Genomic DNA, 21,588 nt, shown 5'->3' with positions numbered 1-21,588 from the left:
GGATGAAAGAAGAGCGCGTTATGACGACGCATGAGGTTTCGCAGTGCCGTTCGCTGTTGGCGCAGGGGCGCGTGCCTGAGGCCTTGCAGGGCTTGACGGCGCTTTTCGAGGCCCATCCAGATCATGCCGAGACCGCTCATTACTATGCGCTCGCCCTTCATCTTTCCGGCCGTTCCCCCGAGGCCATTCCCGCTTTCGAACATGCTTTGCAACTTGCGCCAGACCAGTCCGGCCTGCTGCAAAATATGGTTCTTCCGCTGATTGCAGTGGGTGACCATCAACGCGCCATCGATATCGGCGCTCGCGCCGTGATGCTTGACGGTAAAGCCGTTGGCGCATGGTCCAATCTGGTTCTGGCCCTGACATCGGCAAAACGATGGGATGAAGCCCTGAATGCGGCTCGGCAGGGTCTGGCGCTTGACAACAATGAACCGTCTCTGCTGGCTCAGATGGGTGTCATCCTGCTGGAGCTTGGAGACAGTACGGGAGCCGAAACCCATTTGCGCCGGGCGCTGGAGCTGAAGCCGGATGCCGAAGCGTTCTATAATCTCGGCGTGCTGCTGCATGGATTGCAACGCGATCCCGAAGCTTGTGACAGCTATACAAAGGCGCTGACGCTCGATCCCTCGCATCGGCGCGCCGCCAATAATCTGGCGGCAAGCCTGCGCATTCTGGGCAATTTGAAGGGCGCGGACCGGATTCTCAAGCAATTGATTGGCATCGGCGATGCCCCCGTTCACCGCTTCAACCGCGCCTGCCTGCAATTGCTGGACGGCCAATGGAGCGAGGCCTGGGCCGATTACGAGTTGCGTGATCAGGCCACCGGGAGTTCCACCTCGCCCCTGCTGATGCAGGGGCCGCGCTGGCAGGGCGAAGCGCTGCAAGACCAGACGCTGCTGGTGTTCCATGAGCAGGGATTGGGCGATACAATCCAGTTTATCCGGTTTTTGCCGCGCATTGCGGAGCGGGTCGGGCATGTGGTTTTCGTCTGCCAACCGCAACTCTACCGTCTGCTAAGCCTTTCCGAATTTTTCGCGACTCCGTCCATCACGCTCTTGCCTGATGGTGCGGATCTGCCCGCTTACGCGGCCTGGGCACCGCTCTTGTCGCTGCCGGGCCTGATCAACCTTGTGCCAGAGGCGACAGGCCAGCGCGTTCCCTATCTCACACTGGAAAAACAGCTTTTCGAGCGCTGGCGCGACTGGCTTTGCGGGCTTTCTCCAAGCCAGGAGCAAGAGCAGAAGAAGACACGTTTTCGCATCGGTCTGTCCTGGCAGGGCAATCCAAAGGCCTATGGTGAGCCGGGCCGCTCGCTGCCGCTGGAGTGCTTCCAGCCGCTTGCCGAGTTTTCGGATGAAATTGACATCATCTCCCTGCAAAAGGGGGTGGGAGCCGATCAGTCGGCACCAGAGGGATTGGCGCTGCACCCCGCTCCGGGTCTGGATGACGGTCCCGATGCCTTTGTCGATACCGCAGCTTTGATGGCGTCGCTGGATCTGGTCATCACCTCAGATACGGCCCTTGCCCATCTTGCGGGCGCATTGGGCAGGCCGGTCTGGCTGTTGCTGAAGAAAGCCCCGGACTGGCGCTGGGGTATGGATGGCATTCTGACCGACTGGTACCCGACCATGCGGCTGTTTCGCCAGATGGAGGCGGGGCAATGGCAACCGGTGCTTCAGGACGTGGCGCATGAGCTGAAAGTGCTGCTGTTTGCTGGTCGCGCCACGGATGATGCGCCGGCTGAGGCCAGTGACGGATTGAACGAGGCGATCAAGCGCCATCAGGACCGCGATTATGGGCGGGCCGTGCAGCTTTACCGGCATGTGCTGACGCAGGATTTTCAAAGAGAGCGGGTGCTCAATCTGCTTGGCATGGCCTGCCTGGAGGCAGGGGAGCGCTCATCGGTGGCAGGGCGGCAGGCCATTCCCTTTTGCGCCCGCGCGGTGGCGATCCGCCCCTCGCTTGGCGATCACTGGAGCAATTTCGCCATTGCGCTCGATGCTGCGGGACTTGTGACCGATGGGATGCGGGCGCTGCGCCACGGGCTGCTCTACGATACCGGTCACGCACCGTGCCTTTTGGCGCTGGCCCGGCGCGAAACGTCGGTGGGTGATGCCGAAACAGCCTTGCGCCGCGCAGGCGAGGTGCTGAAAGCCCAGCCGCGCTCAGGTCACGCCCTGTCGGTTTATGCGGCGGCGGCGCTGGCGCTTGGCCGGTTCAACGTGGCGGAGGAAGCTCTGCGACGCGCCTGCCGGATTGAGCCGGAACTGGCCTCGCATCACGTGCAGCTGGGTGCTGTTCTGTTGAAAGCCAAACAGCCGCAGGCCGCCGCCCGCGCCTGGGAAAAGGCTTTGACGCTTGACCCCGGCAATGCCGATGCCTGGAGCAATCTGGGTGTGGCGGAGCGCAATCACGGCTATGCCGATCTGGCCTGCTGGATCCAGAGACAGGGCGCGATTGCCAAGCCCGGCCATGCGGAATCCTGGAGCAATCTCGGCATCAGCCTGATGGATACCGGCCGCGAAGACGAGGCGATACTGGCCTTTGGCAAGGCCATTGAGGCCCGTCCCGGCTATGCCGATGCGGAAATGGCGCTGGGCATGTGTTTGCTGAACGAGGGCGATTATGCCCGTGGCCTGCCGCTTTACGAGCGTCGCTTCCTGGTGGAAATCCTCGGCATAGACCGCACCCGCGTCCGGCTACCGGTCTGGCAGGGGGAGGATCTGGCGGGCAAGTCCATTCTGGTTCTCGCCGAACAGGGCTTTGGCGATGCTTTCCAGTTCGTCCGCTATGTGGCGCTCCTGAAGGAAAAAGGCGCGGCCAAGGTGATGATTGGCTGCCGTCGCAAGATTGCCACGCTGCTGCAAACCGTGCCGGGAGTGGATGGCGTTGTCTGCGAAAGCGATCCCGTCCCGCCGCTCGATTACCACGTTTTCATGATGAGCTTGCCGCTGCTTTGCGGCACAGTCGTCGAGACGATCCCGGCTTTTCCCGCCTATCTGTTTGCCGATCCGCTTCGCGTGCGACGTTGGGCAGGCTTTCTTGCGGCAAAGCCTGGCTTCCGCGTCGGCCTCGTTTGGCAGGGCAATCCCGATCCACAGGTCGATAAGGGCCGCAGCTTTCCCTTGCAGGTGTTGGCGCCACTTGCCGCCATCGACGGTGTGCGCCTGATCGCCTTGCAAAAGGGGGCAGGCGAAGAACAGTTGGATATGGTGGATTTTGCCGTCGAGCGCCCGCCAGAAGATTTCGACAGTGGTGCCGATGCCTTTGCCGATACGGCAGCGATGATCATGAATCTCGATCTCGTCATCACCTCCGATACGGCGGTGGCGCATCTGGCTGGCGCGCTTGGCCGCCCGACCTGGGTGATCCTCAAGTCGCATGCCGAATGGCGCTGGCTGCGTGGCCGCAGCGATAGCCCCTGGTATCCGGCAAGCCGGGTGTTTCGCCGTGTGGCCGATGAGGTCGAAGCGGAACCCTTTGCCGGTGTCGTCTCGCGCGTGGCCGAGGCGCTTGGCAGGCTGGTCGAGGGTGACAGGGCGCAACTGTTTGAAGCCGCCGAGCCGGTGGTTGCCGTTCCGGCCCAGCCGGGTCCGCAGCAACGATTGGCCGCCGCCATCCGCACCCATATGGCCGGCAATGTCACTGCCGCCGAGGCGACCTATGCGGCGCTGCTGCATGAGGACGAAACACGGGCCGAGGCGCTGCATATGCTGGGCGGGCTGGCGGTTGAGCGCCTGCATTACCATCGCGGCTATGTCCTGCTGCGGGGGGCGGCGGCCCTTGGTCTTGCAACACCGACCTTCCAGACCAATTATGCCATAGCCCTTCGCCACGTCGGCAAGCAGGATGAGGCCGAGGCCTGCCTGCGCCAAAGCCTGGAGACCAGCCCCAGCGCCGAAGCCTATATGACGCTTGGCAATCTTTTGCGCGACACGGACCGCTATGGGCAAGCGCTGGAGGCTTACCGCGCCTCGATCCAGCTTCGCCCGGATCTGTCCAAGGCCCATCGCGGGCTTGGCAATGCATTGCGCGAAATGGGCCGGGTTGAGGAGGCAATCGCCAGTCTGGACACTGCACTGGATCTCCTGCCTGGCGATGTCGAAACCCTGATCGACCGGGCGCATGCCCATTTGATGGCGGGCAATCTGCCGCAGGGTTTTCGCGATTACGAGACGCGCTGGCAGGGTGCCGAAATGGTGGCGCGCTCGCTGCCCATGCCGCGCTGGACCGGCGAGGCCCTGCCGGACAAGGTACTGCTGATCCACGGAGAACAGGGGTTGGGCGACCAGATCCAGTTTGCCCGTTTCGTGCGCCAAGCCGCTCTCAAGGTCGGGCATGTCATTCTGGAATTGCGTGAGCCGCTGATCAGCCTGTTTTCAACGCTGGTGGTAGAGAGGCGCAACATCACCCTGCGTCGCCAGGGTGTCGATGCCATTGACGATGCCGATGTCGAAGCGCCGATCATGAGCCTGCCGCTGATTTTTGTAACCACGCTGGAAACCTTGCCCGGACCGGCCAATTTCCGGCCCGATCCCCGCCGGGTGGCGGATTGGGAAGCGCGGTTTGGGCATCGTGACGCTTTGCGGGTCGGGCTGGTCTGGCAGGGCAATCCGGTCGCGCGCGCCGACAAGGGGCGCTCACCGCCCTTGAAAACGCTGGAGCCACTGTTTGCTGTCGAAGGAGCGCATTTCATCAGCCTGCAATTCAAGGACGGGCTGGAACAGATGGCCGGTCTGGAGTTTGCCAAGGCCATGCAGGTGCCGGGGTCAGACCTTGGCGATTTCGGCGAGACGGCGGCAGCGATTGCTGCGCTTGATCTGGTGATTTCCTCCTGCACCTCCACTCTGCATCTTGCGGCATCGCTGGGCGTGCCATGCTTTGCGCTGCTGAAATACGGTGCGGATTGGCGCTGGATGACCGGTCGAGACGATAGCCCCTGGTATCCGGGCCTGAAACTGTTTCGCCAACCGCAACCGGGCGATTGGGCAAGTGTGGCCAAGGCGGTGGCAGAAGACCTCAAGCGGCTGGTGGAGCGTAAGCCATGACGAACCAAACTGCGTCGGGCGAAAGGCTGATCCAGGCCTTTCAGCTGCACAAGGCTGGGATGTTGGACGAGGCGATTGCTCATTACCGTGCCATTCTCGAGGAAGAGCCCGACCAGGTCGATGCGCTCAGATTGCTGGCCTCGGCGGAGCGCTCGCGCGGCGATCTGGCGCAATCACTGTCGCTTTATGCCAGGGCGCTCAGACTTGCGCCTGAGGAAAGCGATATCTGGTACAATCTCGGCAATGCGCTTGGTGAGGCCGGGCGCAAGCCGGATGCGCTGGAAGCTTATCAACGCGCTGCGCAATTGGCACCTGACAATGCCGCCTGTCACGCCAATATCGGCGTAACGCATGCCGATCTCGATGATTATCCGGCAGCGATTACCGCTTATCGGCAAGCGCTGGCACTCGATCCGCAAAACCGCATAGCGCTCCACAATCTCGGCAATGCGCTGTCCGAATTGGGCGAGGCGGAAGCGGCGATGGCGCTGCTGTCCAAGGCGCTGGAAATCTATCCCACCTCGGCCGAGGCTCATTACAACCTTGGCCTCAACCTGCTGCGGCTTTTCGATTATACCACTGGTTTTGCCGAGTATGAATGGCGCTGGCAGGCCGAAGGCTTTCCGGGGGAAGCACGTCACACGGATATTGCCGATTGGAACGGGCGACCGTTTCAAGGCAAACGCCTGCTGGTCCATGCGGAACAGGGGCTTGGCGACACGATCCAGTTCGTCAAGCTGCTACCCCTGGTCAAATCGCTTGGCGGCGAGGTGATCCTGCAAGTGCCAAACAAGCTGGTCGGGCTGCTGGCGGATGTGCCGGGCGCTGACCGGGTACAGGCAGAGAACCCGCCAGCAGGGACCATCGATTTTCAGGTGCCGTTGCTTGGTCTGCCGCATCGGCTGAAATTGACGCTGGGAAGCGTGCCGAAAGCCCGTGCCTATTTGCAGCCACAGGCGGAGCGGGTTTCGCTGTGGCGTGAACGGCTTGATTTGAAACAAGGCGAAAAAGCCCTGGGCTTTGTCTGGCGTGGCAATCCCCTGTCACCAGCGGAAAAAGGCCGCAGCCTTGCCGGTCCCGAACAGTTATCGCCCTTTGCGAGCCTTGGCGGTACACGGCTGATCGCCCTGCAAAAACTTGACGAAGCAGCATTGGAACCCGCCGAGACACCGTCGGGCTATAAGGTGGCGGGCCTGTCCTTCACGCTGGAACATCCAGGTCCGGATTTCGATGCTGGAGCGGATGCCTTTCTCGACACGGCGGCCATCCTCACCCAGCTTTCGGCCTTCGTCTCGGTCTGCACCGCGCCGCTGCATCTGGCCGGTAGCCTTGGCGTACCGACCATCGGCCTTTTGAAGAAAGTGCCGGATTGGCGTTGGGGTTCTGAGGGCGCCACCACGCCCTGGTATCCGTCCATGCAGCTTTGCCGCCAAACCGAGGCGGGGGATTTTACCGCCCCGATTGCACAGGCGGTGTCGCTAGCCGAAGCGATTACGAATAAGTCCTGATGATCTTTTTCATCGCATCCGCCGTGCGCGACCAGGTATAGCCAGCCAGTTTCGCCGCGCCGCGCTCGCCACGGCGGCGGGCTTCGTTACGGTCGCGCCAGACCCGCTCCAGCGCCTCTTCGATTTCATCGACGCTGCTTTCTCCCCACCCGGCCACGGAGCCGACGCCGGCGCCTTCGCCAGCAACGGGGGTCTGATGTTCCAGCGCATAGCAATTGCCGCCGTCGATCAGGTCGAGATGACCGGTATTGGCCGACAGAATCGTCGGCACGCCACAAGCCATGCATTCCATCGCCACCAGATTGGTGCCGCCTTCGGAGCGGTTGGGGAAGACCGCCACGTCCATTTCGCGCAGGATCGGTGCCATCAGCGCATTGGGGACAGAACCGAGATCAAGAAACTGATGGGCAGCGATATCGTTGGCGGCAATCCAGGCGGATTGATCGATGGCGCCCTTGTCATTGGTGGTGATGGCGGTGGCCTTGCCGGACCGGTTGAGCGTCAGGGCAAATTGTGGCCAGGGACTGTGCCAGGCGGAGACCAAGAGGGCTTCGGGATGGCGTTTGGCAAACCGGGCAAACGCGGCAACCACCAGATCCTGCCCCTTGCGCAATTCCAGCTTGCCGCCTGAAAACACCAGGAAGCGGTCGGCCAGAACGCCTTGGCGCGGGCCGGGGTGAAACAGCGTCTGATCGATGCCTTGGATGACGGTGGTGACATTGGTGAGGCCATGGGCGCGCATGATCTCTTCGTTCCAGCTCGATCCGGCAATCACCAGCGGAAATGCTTTCGCTCTGGCTTTCGTGGCCTCCGACAGTTGCGGCAGTTCAAAGAACACCACGCCCAGCGTCGGGCTGCCTGAAAGCGCCACGCCTTTGGGGCCGGGCGACATGGTGAAATCATTGCCTAGCCCGGCGAGAAGCGGAGTATTGACCGTCAGGGACTTTTCGCTCTGGGCGGCGATGCGGTTCGAAAGGTCGGCGCTGGCCCGGAAAAACCCGCCAAGTGCGCGTTGCCGCAACGGATCGACGACGATCTGGTCGGATTGCAACGGAAAGGATGTGACCGGCTCCAGCTGCGGATCGGTGGACCAGTTGAGCGCCAGGTTGAGGCCGTAAATGCCCCAGCCGAAAAAGCTGGATATGCCCCAATGGATAATCACGGGCCGTCTGGGCGTCTGGGTCACGGGCAGCATATCTCCAAGCCTGGCGGTTTTCAGGGCGATTCGCCCTGGTTGCAAAAGCTTAACCTGCTTTTCCAGGCGCTGGAACAGTGTGGGCCGCGTTATCAACGACGGTAAGGGAATTGCTTCTGTTTGCGACGCGGATTCACGAAAATCCAGCATGGCGAAAGCTTCGGCTTCTACGGTCGGGTTGAATGGGTCCGTTCCCGGCTTGTGGGGCAGGGCGGATCCTCACGAAAAACTCGCCATGTGTGCTTTCGGCGATGGATGATGAGGTGTGTCGATGAATGCTGAAGACAGAGATCTGGCGGATGAGGGGCAGGCCAGATCCGCTCTTGCTGCATTGGCTCTTGCCACGCAAAAATTGGGCTTATCCCTCTCGGTCGAGCAATTATGCCGCGATTACGGTGATGAGGACTGCTTTTCTCTGCCGCAACTGGCCGAAATCATCCGCGATCATGGGGTAAAGGCCAAGCCGATCCGCATGAACTGGAAGCTGTTGAGCCAGATGGAAGGTGCTGTCGCCGCCGTCATTCAGCTCAATGATGGGTCGCTCCTTGTCTTTGAAAACTTCGTCGATGATCCGCAGACGCCGCGTATGGTGTTTCGCGATCCCGCCGATTCGAAAGCCACCCGGTTTGTGATTGACGAATTGCGGCTGACGGAAAACTGGAGCGGCCATGTCTTGCTGATGAAGCGGGAGATGACCGAGGCAAGTGCGCGCGAGGAGTTTGGCTTTCACTGGCTGCTGGCCCAGGTGATGCAGGACCGCCGCATGGTGCGCGACGTGTTCATTTCGGCCATTTCGCTCGGCGTTCTGGCGCTGGTACCCTCGCTGTTCTACATGGTGGTGATCGACAAGGTCATGGTGCATCACCGCCTTTCGACATTGACGCTGATGGCTGCGGCCATTCTGGTCGTGCTGCTGTTCGATATGTTGCTTGGCTATATGCGCCGCACCGTCACCGCCATCGTCACCGCCAAAATCGATGTGCGGCTGAACTTGATGATCTTTGACCGGCTGTCGCGTCTTCCCATCGAATTCTTCGAGCAGAATGCCACCGGTGGCATTGTCCATCGGCTGGGAGAGGCCCGTCGGCTGAGGGCTTTCGTCACCGGCCAATTGTTCGGTTCGGTGCTGGATATGTTGTCGCTGTTCGTGCTGATTCCTGTCATGTTCCTGCTTAGCCCCGGCCTGACCTTCTGGGTCCTGGGCCTCGGCGCGATGATGAGCCTGATACTGTTTATCTATATGAAGCCGATCCGCCGTGCCTATGCGCAGGTGATGGGCAGCGAACACCGCCGCACCGCCATGCTGATCGAGATGATCAACGGCATCCGCACGGTGAAATCTCTGGCACTTGAAGGCCGCAAGCGGCGCGAATGGGACCAGAAAGTCGCCGAAGCGGTCAATAATCAGACCAACCTGCTGTTTTTGGCCAACCAGCCGCAGACCTTGCTGGCCCCTCTGGAAAAGCTGATCTATGCCGGTTCTTTGCTGATTGGCGCTTATCTGGTCATCGTCAACGAGCATACGGTCATGACCGGAACGCTGGTGGCCTTTACAATGATTGCCATGCGCGCCACCCAGCCGCTGGTGCAGATGGCTGGCATGATGCAACAGATGGAAGAGGCGCGCGGTGCGCTGCGCCAGGTCGCCTCCGTTATCAATGCCGAACCGGAACCGCGCCGCGAACACGGGGTGCGCCCCGAATTTTCCGGCCGGATCAGCTTTGAGGATGTGCGCTTTGCCTATGCAGGCACCTCGTTGCCAGCGCTCAACGCCATCAATTTTCACGTCAAGCCGGGCAATATCGTCGGGCTGATGGGCCGTAGCGGCTCGGGCAAGACCACGGTGACGCGGCTGTTGCAGGGTCTGCATCAGAGCTATTCCGGGTTGATCCGTCTCGATGGCGTCGAGCTGAAGGAAGTCGATCTCTATCATCTGCGCACCAATGTCGGCGTTGTGCTTCAGGAAAGCTTCCTGTTTCGCGGCACGATCCGTGACAATATCCTGATCGCCAAGCCGGATGCCTCGCCTGAGGAAATGATCGAGGCGGCACAACTGGCCGGTGCTGATGAATTTATCGAACGTCTGCCGCGCGGCTATGACACGATGCTGGAAGAACATGCCAGCAATCTCTCCGGCGGTCAGAAGCAGCGGTTGGCAATTGCCCGGGCGTTGATCGTCAACCCGCCGATCCTGATCTTCGACGAGGCCACCAGCGCGCTCGATCCGGAAAGCGAAGCGATCATTCTGCGCAACCTGAAGCGCATTGCCGAAGGCCGCACCGTGCTGATGATTTCGCACCGTCTGTCCTCGCTTGTCGATTGCGACCAGATCCTGGTTCTGGATCGCGGCCAGCTGAAGGACAGCGGCACCCATCACGATCTGCTGCGCCGCTCCGGCGATTACCGCCACCTTTGGAACCAGCAGAACCGCCACCTGACGACGGGAAAAGACCATGACGAAAACCTTGACGCTGTCGCCTGACGAGCATCGTTACGCGGTCCGCACGACAGCGGAATTCCTGTCCGAAAGCGCCAGCATCCTGCACCGCACCCCGCCCAAATCGGCGCGGATGACGATTGCCACGGTGGCGGCTCTGATCACCAGCGCTATCCTGCTGTCGGTGTTCATGCCGGTCGAGCGGGTGGTAACTGCACGCGGTCGTGTCGCCTCGGAAGCGCCCAATACCGTGGTACAGCCGCTGGAAACCTCTATCGTTCGAGAAATCCTGGTGCGCGAAGGCCAGGATGTGAAGGCGGGGCAATTGCTGGCCACGCTCGACCCGACCTTTTCGCGTGCCGACCAGACCACGGCCAGCCGGCAGATGGCCAGCCTTTCGGCGGAAGTCGAGCGGCTGAAGGCGGAAATCGACGGGCGTGATTACCAGCCGCGCGACGGCGATAGTTTCGGCAAATTGCAGCGCCGGTTCTTTGAAGCCCGCCGGTCGCAATATGAAGCGTCGATGTCAACCTTCAAGGCGAAGATCTCTTCGCTACAAACCACGCAAGCCCAATTGCAGCAGGAACTCACTGTCAATCGCCAGCGCCTGTCGCTGAGCGAGGAAAGCGAGGCGATGAAAAGCGCGCTGGTCGAGAAGAAATATGCATCGAGAGCCGATGGCCTGAAGGCCAAGGACTGGGTGCTGGAAGTCACCGGCACGATCCGCGAAGTCGAGGGCAAGCTGGAAAGCGGCGCCCATGACATTCAATCGGTGCAATCGCAGATGGAAGATCAGGCCCAGCAATGGCGCTCCGACGCCATGGGTCAGCTTGTCAAGCAGCAGGTGGCGTTGAATGCGGCCATCGAGGAGCTTAACAAGGCCGATAAGCGTTCCGACCTGATCGAATTGAAGGCGCCCGAAGACGCAACCGTGCTTCAGATCGGCGATATTTCCATTGGATCGGTGGCGCAGACGGCACAGAAAATGTTCGTTCTGGTACCGAAGGCAGCACGGCTTGAAGTGGAAACGGAAATCTCCACTCAGGACCAGGGCTTTATCAAAGTTGGCCAGCCGGTCGATATCAAGCTGGATGCCTGGCCTTTTGCCCGCTATGGCGGCTTGCGCGGTACGGTTCGGGCGGTCAGCCCCGACAGTCTGAAAGTCTCGCGCGGCGATGGCGCGGCTGCGCAAGGCGCATCCGAGCGGACATTCTATATTGCCAAGATCACCATTGACGACCCGCATCTGAAAAGTAATCCGGCCGATTTCAATCTGATTGCCGGGATGACGCTGGTGACGGACGTGGTTGTTGGCGACCAGACTGTGGCGGCCTATCTGTTTGACCGGGTTGTGCCGGTCGTGAGCGAGGGAATGCGCGAACCATGAAGCAATTGCTGTCTTTTGTGCCCTTTTTTGTCCGAGGCGCGGCAATCCGGCAGGCTTATCGCCATGGCATGAAGAAGCTTGGGGCGGGCCGAATGCCGCTGGCCGCAAGCGCCCTACGCAAGGCGGCCAAGGGCGGCCATGTCGGGGCATCCTATGAACTGGCGCGGCTATATGAAACGGGGCGCGGGGTGATTTCCGATCTGGCCGAGGCCCGCCGGTTGGCGCGCTATGCCGCCGATGCGGGGCATGTCGGTGCCATGGCCCTGACGGCCCGGCTCTATCTGATTTCACCGCGTCAGGACATGCCGGCGTCTCCGGCGGCTATGCGACTTTATGGCGATGTCATGCAGCTGGTTTGCGAGCCCGAACTGGCCCGTGACTATGCGCTTCGCGCTCATGAGCACGGCAATGTCGATGGTTCGGCGCTGGCCGGTTATCTTCTGGCGTCCGGCATTGGCGGCGAGGTCGATCCGCACACGGCACTGGTCTGTTATGAGCCAGCGGTGACAGCTGGCAATGTCCGGGCGCATCTGGGCATGGGAACGCTGCTTGCCGGGGGGCATTTGGGCGAGGTGGATTATGCCCGCGCCCTGCCATACTTCAAATATGCGGCGGCGGCCGGCAATAGTACGGCGCGCCATTACCTTGCCATGCAATATTTGAATGGCCTTGGCACCGCACCCGACGAGGAGAAGGCACTGCGCTTGCTCAGCGCCGCTGCCGCCAAGGGCTACCGCTCCTCTATCGAGGAGCTGGCGAAATATTATCTCCACGAAGCCTATCCCGAGCGGGACCGCGCCCGGGGCGTGCGCTGGCTGACGGCGCTTGGCCGCATGGGCGACAGGCGCGCCTGCCGTGATCTGGAGCGGCGTTATCGCCATGGCATCGACGTCAAGGCCAGTTCGGTGGAAGCGGTGATGTGGCTTGAAAAGGCCGCGCTGAAGGGCGATGTCGCCGCGCAGTTCCAGATGGCGGTGGTTGCCGCGACCGGTGCAGGCGAAGGGGAGGGCGATCTCAACCAGGCGCGGATCTGGTTTGAAATGGCGGCTGAAAACGGTCATGCCCTCGCCATGGTCAATCTGGGACGGTTCCGCATGAAGGGCATTGGTGGCATCGTTGATCTCGATGGCGCGCAAAATATGCTGGAACTGGCTGTCGAGGCTGGCGAAATGGCGGCCTATGCGGTGCTGGGCGAATTCCACGCCTATTACGCCGATCCCTCCGATGTCGAAGCGGCCCGTGAGATCCTCATGCACGGCGTCGAAAAAGAAGATGCCGTCTGCAAGGATATTCTGGCACGGCTGGAAGAAAAGCTATTGGCCAAGGTTGCCTGAAGGCGAAGGTAACCTAAAGGCTGTAGACTTGATCATCATGCTCGAATTATGAAATGTCACAGTCGCGTTGATGCCGTCGTTTCCTGTGCATGCTACTCTCAAAGAGTGCATGGTGGCGGAGCGACGGCGCAACGGTAAGGAACAAACCGGCACTTCAAGCCTTTTGAGCCCAACTCTGACCGATCCGGACATGCATGACGACTCAACAGATTTTGGCTTTCTCCGTCATCGGCCTGATGATGGTTGCCTTCATGTGGGACCGTATCCGCTACGATGTGGTGGCGGGGCTGACCCTTCTGGCGGCCGTTGCTCTTGGCCTTGTGCCAGCCGATAAGGCTTTTTCCGGGTTCAGTGACGATATCGTTATCATCGTCGGCAGTGCCCTGGTGGTTAGCGCCGGGGTGGCGCGGTCGGGTCTGGTCGATGCCGCCATCAAACGCTTCTTCCCCAACCTGACATCAATGCGCGCCCAGATACTGCTTCTGGTGCTGACGGTGACAGTGCTGTCGGCCTTCATCAAGAATATCGGCGCGCTGGCCATCATGATGCCGGTCGCGTTCCAGTTCTCGAAGAAGTCAGGGACGCCGGTCTCCGCCTTCCTGATGCCGATGGCGTTCGGTGCGCTTCTGGGCGGGTTGATGACCCAGATCGGCACCTCACCCAATATCGTCGTGTCCAAGCTGCGCGGTGAACTGACCGGTACGCCATTCACCATGTTCGATTTTACACCTGTTGGTGCCATTCTGGCGGTGGCGGGCGTGATTTTCCTGATGCTGTTCTATTGGTTGGTGCCCAAGCGCCAGAACCAGAACCCGACCTTGCAGGAAGCACTCGGCAATTCCAATTTCTCCACCGAGGCGACCCTGCCCGAAGGCTCCGCACTAACAGGCAAGCCGCTGCGCGATCTGTTGAAAACCACCGCCGGCGAAGTGATCGCCACCGCCATCCTACGTGGCCACAGCCGTATTTCGCCTTTCCCAGATATGGTGTTGAAAGAGCAGGACACATTGCTGCTGGAGGGGCCATCCGATGCGCTTGACCGGCTGGTCAGCCAATCCGGCTTGAAACTGTCGGGCCGGGAGATCGGTTCGGGCGGTGAAATCACTGCCATCGAGGCGGTGGTCGGGCCGGGGTCGCCGTTGGAAGGCCTGACGGCCCGCGATGTTTCGCTGTTCAATACCTATGGCATCAACCTCCTGGCCGTTAGCCGCCGCGGCAAGCGGCTGAAGGAGCGGCTGGCGCATGTGGCCTTGCGCGCTGGCGATGTCGTCGTGCTCCAGGGGCGACGCACCGCGCTGCCAGCCGCGTTGCAGACCCTGGATTGCCTGCCGCTGGCCGAGCGCGAAATCCTGCTCGGCACCAGCCGCAGCGCGCTTATCCCGGTGCTGATCCTGATTGCGGCGATGGGATCGACGGCGCTTGGCCTTGCACCGGTGCCGGTTGCCTTCTTTGCCGCTGCCCTGGCGATGGTGGTGTTCCGGGTCATTCCGCTCAACGATTTCTACCAGGCCGTCGATGGCCCGATCCTTGTCATGCTGGCGGCACTGATCCCGGTCAGCGATACCTTGCGCAGTACCGGTGGAACGGATGTGATCGCGGCTTGGCTCGGCCATGTTGCCCATGGGCTGCCACCTTACGGTGCGCTGGCGCTGATCCTGGTGACTGCCATGGCAGTAACGCCGTTTCTCAACAATGCCGCGACGGTTCTGGTCATGGCGCCGATTGCCGCCAGCTTTGCCCATAATCTCGGCTTCCGGCCTGACGCCTTTCTGATGGCGGTGGCAATTGGCGCCGGTTGTGATTTCCTGACCCCGATCGGTCATCAATGCAACACGTTGGTGATGGGGCCGGGCGGCTATAAATTCAGTGATTATCCGCGCCTTGGTCTGCCGCTCTCGCTGTTGATCATTCTTGTTGCTATCCCGGCACTGATCGTGGTCTGGCCATTGAAATAGCCATGGCTCAGCGGGGCCTGAAATGTAGAGGGCCTGAAATGCCGAAAGCCTGCGTTGGCGGAACGCAGGCTTTCAAGCGGGGGACGGGGGTTTTAGGTTCGCGGGATTCACAGCCGCTTTCCTGCACTCCTAACGGGCAACGCCGGAAATGGTTCCGCCCAATCTGATTTTTTTCGCAATCTTTTTCAAAATCCTCTGTCACCGGCCTATGCGTTCCCGCCGATGCTTGGGTTTTCCTTGACGCTTGGCCTTAGATATGGCCTAAGGCCAGCCAAAGGATTATCGCTGGAAGCCTGCCTTGAGCGTGGCTTTCACCGCGTCCAGATCATCAAAATGCGATGGCTTGGCTCTGCCCGATCCTCGCCTCCATGACCACGAGCAAAATCATGACCACTTCCGGCGTCCGCGTCCGTATCGCTCCTTCTCCCACCGGTGAACCGCATGTCGGCACAGCCTATATCGCGCTGTTCAACTATCTGTTTGCCAAGAAACATGGTGGCGAATTCATTCTGCGCATCGAAGATACCGATGCGACCCGCTCGACGGCGGAGTTTGAACAGAAAGTGCTGGACGCGCTGAAATGGACCGGCCTGACCTGGGCCGAAGGCCCGGATGTTGGCGGTCCCTACGGTCCTTATCGCCAGTCCGAGCGCAAGGACACCTACCGTCCGTTCGTCGACAAGATGGTGACTGAGGGCAATGCGTTCCGCTGTTTCTGCACGCCCGCCCGGCTGGACCAGATGCGCGAGGCGCAGCGCGCGGCGGGCAAGCCGCCCGGTTATGATGGTCTCTGCTTGCATTTGAAGGCGGAAGAAGTCGATGCGCGCGTTGCCGCAGGCGAACCGCATGTCGTGCGCCTGAAAATCCCAACCGAAGGCTCCTGTGATTTCCATGACGGCGTCTATGGCGACGTGTCGATCCCGTGGGAAAGCGTCGACATGCAGGTTCTGTTGAAGGCCGATGGCATGCCGACCTATCACATGGCCAATGTGGTTGATGACCACCTGATGAAGATCACCCATGTGGCGCGCGGTGAGGAATGGCTGGCCTCCGTGCCGAAGCATATCCTGATCTACAAATATCTCGGTCTTGAACCGCCGGTGTTCATGCATCTCAGCCTGATGCGCAATGCCGACAAATCCAAGTTGTCGAAGCGCAAGAACCCGACCTCGATTTCCTATTATTCCGCCCTTGGCTACCTGCCCGAAGCGCTGATGAATTTCCTTGGCCTGTTCTTCATGCAGATCGCCGAAGGCGAAGAGCTGTTGACGATGGACGAGCTGATCGCCAAGTTTGACCCCGACAATCTCTCCAAGGCGGGCGCGATCTTCGATATCCAGAAGCTCGATTGGCTGAATGGACGCTGGCTGCGCGAAAAGCTGATGCCGGACGAATTCTTAGGCCGCGTTCTGACCTGGGCCAGCGAAAATGACCGGCTGACGGAAGGCCTGAAGCTCGCTCAGAGCCGGATCACCAAGCTTGGCGAATTGCCGCCGCTGGCAGGCTTTCTGCTGGCCAATGATGTCGGCCTGACGCCTGCTTCCTTCGGCGGGTTGAAAACCAGCCCGGCGGAAACGCTTGAGATCGTCACCACCGTTCAAACCGATCTGGAAAAGATCCTGGAATGGAACGTGGCGACCATTGAGGAAGAACTGCGGGCCATTGCCGACCGGTTGGGCAAAAAGCTCCGCGTCGTCACCCCACCGCTCTTCGTTGCCGTTTCCGGCAGCCAGCGGTCGCTGCCGCTCTTCGACAGCATGGCGCTGCTGGGCCGTTCCGTGGTGCGCCAGCGCCTCAAGGTGGCCATTCAGGTCTTGACCTCCATGGCTGGCGCGGCCGACAGCTAAAGCTCTCCCCCTTTATGAGGGAGGGCTTATCATAGCCGTTTTCAGCCGCTATGCTCCACAATTGATCCAAGAATTTCGTGCCCGATAGGCGAACCAATGACCGAAGCAAACACCGAAACCGCCCTTTCCTCCGACGCCACCGAGGTGCGCCGCCAGAAACTGGCGCTGCTGCGCCAGCAGATCGGCGATGTCTATCCAGCTCACTTCCACCGTACCGCCACCACGGCTGAACTGGCCGAAAAATATGCGGATCTGGCACCGGATACGGAATCGGGCGATACGGTTACGGTTGCAGGCCGCATTTATTCCTCGCGCAATTCCGGCATGTTCATGGACCTGCGCGATGCCTCGGGCAAAATCCAGATCTTCAGCCACAAGGATATGACCCCGGAAGCGGCCCGCGCCATGCTGCCGATGATCGATCTGGGCGATATTGTTGGCGTGACCGGTCAGGTGCGCCGCACCAAGCGCGGTGAGCTGACGATTAACGCCGAAACCATCACCATGCTGACCAAGACTTTGTTGCCGATGCCGGAGAAATATCACGGCGTGACGGATATCGAAGTGCGCTATCGCAAGCGCCATCTCGACATTCTCACCAATGACGAATCCAAGCTGCGCTTCCAGCAGCGCTCCAAGATCGTCTCGGGCATCCGCCGTTTCATGGAAAACGATGGCTTCATGGAGGTGGAAACCCCCATGCTGCAATCCGTCTATGGTGGAGCATCTGCCGATCCGTTCAAGACCCATCACAACACGCTGAAGCAGGACATGTATCTGCGCATTGCGCCGGAACTGTTCCTCAAGCGTACGCTGGTCTCTGGCCTTGCCGACAAGATTTTCGAAATCAACCGCAACTTCCGCAATGAAGGCGTGTCCACCCGGCACAATCCAGAATTCACCATGATGGAATGCTACTGGGCCTATGCCGACTACGAAGACGTGATGGATCTGGTCGAGCGCCTGTTTGCCGACCTCGCCATGCGCATTCATGGCTCGACCGAATTTGCCTTTGGCGACAAGGAAATCTCCTTCAAAGGTCCGTTCAAGCGCGTGCCTATGCCGGATGCCGTCAAGGAGGTCACGGGCATCGATTTCCTGGCCATCAAGACCGATGAAGAAGCCCGCGCGGCGGCCAAGGCTGCCGGGTTTGCGGTCGAGAAGGATTGGACCTGGGGCGAATGTCTGTCCTTCATCTTTGAAGAAAAGGTCGAGGGCACGCTGATCCAGCCAAGCCATGTGACGCATTTCCCCAAGGACATCTCGCCGTTTGCCAAGGAAGTGCCGGGCGAGCCGCGCCTGGTCGAACGGTTTGAGACCTATTGCAACGCCTGGGAAATCGGCAATGCCTTTTCCGAGCTGAACGATCCGGAAGAACAGCGCAAGCGCATGGTTGAGCAGCTCGAACAGGCCCATGCCCGTGGCGAAAAGGACAAGCAGCTCGACGACGAATTCCTCGATGCCATTGACCAGGGCATGCCGCCAGCCGGTGGACTTGGCATTGGCGTCGATCGCCTGATCATGCTGCTGACCAATGCGCCTTCGATCCGTGACATTATTCTCTTCCCGGCGCGACGCGCCAAGGTCGATTGATAGCGCCGGTCAAGCAGCGAGGCTGAAAAGCTCTATAGCATCGTGCCGATTCGTTTTCTGCACGATGCTATTTCTCCCCGATGCTGTCGTCTTTATCGCAGTGAAATTCCGCGTGGCAGAACCGAGGGCGTGGCGCTAGGCTCTGTCACCAGCGGTTTTGAATCACTCTGCGCCTCGGCTTTCGCAGTGGTTTCTGCCGTCGGCTTATCTGTGCCTGTGACCATGGATTTGATCGAACTCAGCCAGCCCTTACTCTCCACGGTCTGTGGCGTCGGATCGGCTGCGGCCACTGGCGATGTTGCCGCAGGAATAGGTGATGGTGCGGGTGACGCGGGTGCCGTAACGGGTTCTCCTGCCTTTTCGCTACCTGCGTGTTCAACACCTTGCTGTTGAGTGGGCGCTTTGTCGGCATTGGCCTGGTGAGGGGCCGCGTTGTCGGAGTGGCTGACCTCCTCAGCATCGGCAGCCGGGGCGGCGTCATGTGCCGGTGCTGCCGGTTTCTCTTCAGCGCCGAAAATCATGCCTTTAAGCGAGGCGATCAAGCCGGGCTTTTCCTCAGCTGGGGCTTCGCTGCCATGAGCCTCGGCTGGAGCCGCCTCACCATGTGCCACCTCACCATGCGCTGCCTCGCCATGCGAGCTCTGCCCTTCCTTGGGTTTTTCCTTGGCGTGTCCATCTTCTTTCGCGTGGCCACCTTCTTTCTTGCCTTCGCCTTCGGGCGTGGCAAGGACCGGCTTTTCGCAAGGGGCGGTGTCCGTCAGCTTGGCCATCATGGTGCTTGCGTCGGCCAGCGGCATTTCCACGCGCTCGCCGTAAAAATCGCCATTGCCATTGGCCGGTTTGTCGACATAGCGCGCCGTCAGGCTCTGCATCTGCGCGGTTTCGGCCAGTTGGGCAGGATTGGGAATATAAATGACATCGGCGCCAATCGCGCGGCCACGAATGTCGGACTGGTCCTTTGGCCCCTTTTGATCGAGCACCACGACCTGAACGAGATCTGGTTTTTCCGTCTCGGCAACGGATTTGGCGATGCGCAGCGCGGTCTTGATGCGGGTCACGCCATCGGTTGCGTCCGTGGTGACATATTTGCGCACCCACAGCCGGTCCTTGCGCTTGATGGTGGCTGATTGCAGTTCCATGCAGGTCAGGCCGTTGACCTCGCTATAGGATGGCCCGAGCAGGGCATCACGGCCGATATAGACGGCAGCCGAACCCGTGGCGCCACACAGGACCGCGACGCCGCCGACGATCAGCAGGAGCTTGCGCGACAAATGGATTTTGCCTGGCAATAGCTTCACGACACACGATATCCCATGGCCCACTCCACAAACGCAAAACACCCCCTAGTTTTAGGAGTTTCCTGTTGCCGAAGGCTTAATTGGGTATATTCGTTTTTCTTTATCGTCGTATATTCGCAACCACGGTTAATGAGGGTGTAATCAGTTCCCGTATGAAGTTTAGTTAAGAAGCAGGTTCTGCAATAGATTGAACCTCAAGCGCTTTTCGCCGCGCCACCACCTGTTCGCGCCAAACCGTAAACAGACCCGCTCCCACCACGATGACCGAGCCCAGCACCATATTGCGGGTCAGGCTTTCGCCAAACACCGTCACCGCGATGATTGAGCCTAAGACAAGCTGGTAATAGGCAATCGGTTGCAGCACCACGGCATTCAAATGCTCATAGGCCTTGATGAGCGAAAAATGCCCGGCAATGCCGGTACAGCACAGCGCTAACATCCAGAACCAATCCTGTCTGGCAATCGGGGCCAGGAAAAATGGTGCCATGCAATTGGCCCCGACAAAGCCGACCATGCACATATAGAAAAAGCTGGTGACGGGCGGATCATCACGGCTGACAAGCCGCGTCAGAATGCCGTAAAAAGCCCCTGAAAGCGCGCAGAACAGTGGCAGCGCCACCATCAGGCTGAAACTGCCTGAGCCCGGCGAAAGGATCAGCACCACGCCGAGCATGCCGACCAGGATCGCCGTCCAGCGCCGCCAGCCCACCTGTTCGCCCAGCAGTGGCACCGACAGCAGCGCCACGAAAATCGGCCCGGCGGCGAAGATTGCCTGTGATTGGGCAAGCCCGACATAGTGAAAGGCAGCAATCGACACCAGGATCTGCGCACCCAGCAACAGGCCCCGCAGGATTTGCAGGATAGGCCGTTTGGTTTTGACTGCCGCGACCAGACCATTGCGGCTGCGGGCGGCCAGAATGAGCGCGAAGATCGCGAAGGCCCAATAGCGCACGGTGGCGACCACGACCGGCGAATAGCTATCGCCCAGATGCTTGGAAATACCATCCTGCATGGAAAATACCGTATAAGCGGCAAAGGCAAAGACATAGCCAAGCGAAGTCGATTTCATCATGTCAACAAACGGAGAAAAGGGCCATCGAAGAGAGACGAAGCCAGTAAACCAACGGGGGAGTGCGGGTAGCGCGAAGACCCTACCTTGTCATCATCGGGGAACGAAAACAACGCCTGAAGCTTATTTACAGTCGAAATCAATCATAAACATCATTGCACAGGGGTAGCCACTTTTTCCGAACTGAGTGTCCACCTGAATTTAACGGATCATCGGGTAAGACCATGTGACCGTGAAAACGTGGCGCGTCACCGCCCACAGAAAGGCCAGCAGGCCTTTTCCAGCAACAGGAGAATGCCATGCCTCCAGCAGCCAGTCTCAGCCGCAGGCTTTTGAGCCGAATGACCGGGCGCAGCATGCTGGCGTTTTTCCTGGTATTTTCCGCCATGCCAGCCTTCAGCCAGACGGTGATCCCGGCACCTTCTGTCAATGGTCAGGGGAATGGCGCACCAGGCGGAATGGATTTCCCCGATCCCTATCTCTGGCATGTCACCGGCCTCAAGCCCGGCCAGCAATTGCCGGTTCTGTCGGGTGCAGGCCCGAATTTCCGCATCATTCACGCGCTGACCGAAGGCACGCCTGTTGATATGCAGAACTGCATGGAAAGCCGGGGCGGCTATTGGTGCCGGATCGCCACGGTGGACCGTCCGCGCATCAGCGGCTGGGTGGATGGACGCTATGTCCTCAAGACCGGCGGCGACCCGCCGGGGATGATTGGCGGCGTGCCGGTCGATCCGGTGATTGAATTGCCTGTTGGTAAAGGCCAGGGGGGTAAAGGCCAAGGAGGCAAAGGCCAGGGCGGACAAGGTTCCGGCTGGCAGAACAATGGCAGCGGCTATGCCAATCCGTTCGGCAATAGCCAAAGCGGGGCGGGCGGCAATAGCGATGAGTGAGGTTTTACTTTAACAAAAAAGGGC

General features: G+C 60.1%; 12 protein-coding genes. 9 read left to right on the top strand and 3 right to left on the bottom strand.

Going from position 1 to position 21,588, the window contains the following annotated elements:
* Nucleotides 1-20: 20 nt before the first annotated feature.
* Together AVCG78_RS13010 and AVCG78_RS13005 are read left to right on the top strand one after the other, a co-directional pair.
* The gene (locus AVCG78_RS13010; RefSeq protein WP_071203860.1) at nt 21-5,048 is read left to right on the top strand and encodes a tetratricopeptide repeat protein; all 5,028 of its coding nucleotides are present in this window, start codon (nt 21-23) and stop codon (nt 5,046-5,048) included.
* Nucleotides 5,045-6,556, top strand: a complete 1,512-nt coding sequence (locus tag AVCG78_RS13005; protein ID WP_156582942.1) for a tetratricopeptide repeat protein — start codon at nt 5,045-5,047, stop codon at nt 6,554-6,556. The genes AVCG78_RS13010 and AVCG78_RS13005 overlap by 4 nt, the downstream gene beginning before the upstream one ends.
* Here AVCG78_RS13005 and AVCG78_RS13000 read toward each other — a convergent pair.
* Nucleotides 6,540-7,742 carry a glycosyltransferase family 4 protein gene (locus AVCG78_RS13000; protein ID WP_174089708.1) on the bottom strand — a complete coding sequence of 401 codons (1,203 nt, stop codon included), beginning with the start codon at nt 7,740-7,742 and terminating at the stop codon, nt 6,540-6,542. The genes AVCG78_RS13005 and AVCG78_RS13000 overlap by 17 nt on opposite strands.
* A gap of 280 nt (nt 7,743-8,022) precedes the next feature.
* On the opposite strand from AVCG78_RS13000, the gene AVCG78_RS12995 reads away from it, so the two are divergent.
* From AVCG78_RS12995 to lysS, 6 genes are all read left to right on the top strand, one after another.
* Nucleotides 8,023-10,233, top strand: a complete 2,211-nt coding sequence (locus tag AVCG78_RS12995; protein ID WP_156582941.1) for a peptidase domain-containing ABC transporter — start codon at nt 8,023-8,025, stop codon at nt 10,231-10,233.
* Nucleotides 10,205-11,575: an HlyD family type I secretion periplasmic adaptor subunit gene (locus AVCG78_RS12990; protein ID WP_071203854.1), complete on the top strand. Its 1,371-nt coding sequence runs from the start codon at nt 10,205-10,207 to the stop codon at nt 11,573-11,575. The genes AVCG78_RS12995 and AVCG78_RS12990 overlap by 29 nt, the downstream gene beginning before the upstream one ends.
* Entirely contained in the window at nt 11,572-12,909 is a 1,338-nt protein-coding gene (locus AVCG78_RS12985) for a tetratricopeptide repeat protein (protein ID WP_071203852.1), read from the top strand. Before AVCG78_RS12990 ends, AVCG78_RS12985 begins: the two co-directional genes overlap by 4 nt.
* A 194-nt stretch (nt 12,910-13,103) precedes the next feature.
* On the top strand, nt 13,104-14,864 hold the full coding sequence (locus AVCG78_RS12980) for an SLC13 family permease (protein ID WP_071203850.1): 1,761 nt from the start codon (nt 13,104-13,106) through the stop codon (nt 14,862-14,864).
* Between the two features lie 386 nt (nt 14,865-15,250).
* Entirely contained in the window at nt 15,251-16,711 is a 1,461-nt protein-coding gene (gene gltX / locus AVCG78_RS12975; protein WP_071203932.1) for a glutamate--tRNA ligase, read from the top strand.
* A 96-nt stretch (nt 16,712-16,807) separates the two neighbouring features.
* Nucleotides 16,808-18,304, top strand: a complete 1,497-nt coding sequence (gene lysS, locus AVCG78_RS12970; RefSeq protein ID WP_071203845.1) for a lysine--tRNA ligase — start codon at nt 16,808-16,810, stop codon at nt 18,302-18,304.
* A gap of 92 nt (nt 18,305-18,396) precedes the next feature.
* Here lysS and AVCG78_RS12965 read toward each other — a convergent pair whose 3' ends face one another.
* Entirely contained in the window at nt 18,397-19,575 is a 1,179-nt protein-coding gene (locus AVCG78_RS12965; protein ID WP_071203844.1) for a hypothetical protein, read from the bottom strand.
* A gap of 190 nt (nt 19,576-19,765) precedes the next feature.
* A complete protein-coding gene (locus tag AVCG78_RS12960; RefSeq protein WP_071203929.1) occupies nt 19,766-20,671 on the bottom strand; it encodes a DMT family transporter in 906 nt (301 codons plus the stop codon).
* Between the two features lie 299 nt (nt 20,672-20,970).
* Between AVCG78_RS12960 and AVCG78_RS12955 the strand changes: the two genes are divergently transcribed.
* Nucleotides 20,971-21,564 (top strand): SH3 domain-containing protein, encoded by a 594-nt coding sequence (locus AVCG78_RS12955; protein ID WP_071203843.1) that lies wholly within the window; start codon nt 20,971-20,973, stop codon nt 21,562-21,564.
* The last annotated feature ends 24 nt before the right edge of the window (nt 21,565-21,588 follow it).

The organism is Gillisella vitis, assembly GCF_021559775.1.
GTDB classification, from domain to species: Bacteria; Pseudomonadota; Alphaproteobacteria; order Rhizobiales; family Rhizobiaceae; genus Allorhizobium; species Allorhizobium ampelinum.
The sequence above is the reverse complement of the archived record's forward strand: the minus strand, read 5'-3'. Positions and strand labels throughout refer to the sequence as shown.

What these genes read in the sequence shown, in the direction of transcription:
- AVCG78_RS13010 (WP_071203860.1), top strand. Translation starts at nt 21, where the DNA reads ATGACGACGCATGAGGTTTCGCAGTGCCGTTCGCTGTTGGCGCAGGGG.
- AVCG78_RS13005 (WP_156582942.1), top strand. Translation starts at nt 5,045, where the DNA reads ATGACGAACCAAACTGCGTCGGGCGAAAGGCTGATCCAGGCCTTTCAG.
- AVCG78_RS12995 (WP_156582941.1), top strand. Translation starts at nt 8,023, where the DNA reads ATGAATGCTGAAGACAGAGATCTGGCGGATGAGGGGCAGGCCAGATCC.
- AVCG78_RS12990 (WP_071203854.1), top strand. Translation starts at nt 10,205, where the DNA reads ATGACGAAAACCTTGACGCTGTCGCCTGACGAGCATCGTTACGCGGTC.
- AVCG78_RS12985 (WP_071203852.1), top strand. Translation starts at nt 11,572, where the DNA reads ATGAAGCAATTGCTGTCTTTTGTGCCCTTTTTTGTCCGAGGCGCGGCA.
- AVCG78_RS12980 (WP_071203850.1), top strand. Translation starts at nt 13,104, where the DNA reads ATGACGACTCAACAGATTTTGGCTTTCTCCGTCATCGGCCTGATGATG.
- gltX (WP_071203932.1), top strand. Translation starts at nt 15,251, where the DNA reads ATGACCACTTCCGGCGTCCGCGTCCGTATCGCTCCTTCTCCCACCGGT.
- lysS (WP_071203845.1), top strand. Translation starts at nt 16,808, where the DNA reads ATGACCGAAGCAAACACCGAAACCGCCCTTTCCTCCGACGCCACCGAG.
- AVCG78_RS12960 (WP_071203929.1), bottom strand. Translation starts at nt 20,671, where the DNA reads ATGAAATCGACTTCGCTTGGCTATGTCTTTGCCTTTGCCGCTTATACG.
- AVCG78_RS12955 (WP_071203843.1), top strand. Translation starts at nt 20,971, where the DNA reads ATGCCTCCAGCAGCCAGTCTCAGCCGCAGGCTTTTGAGCCGAATGACC.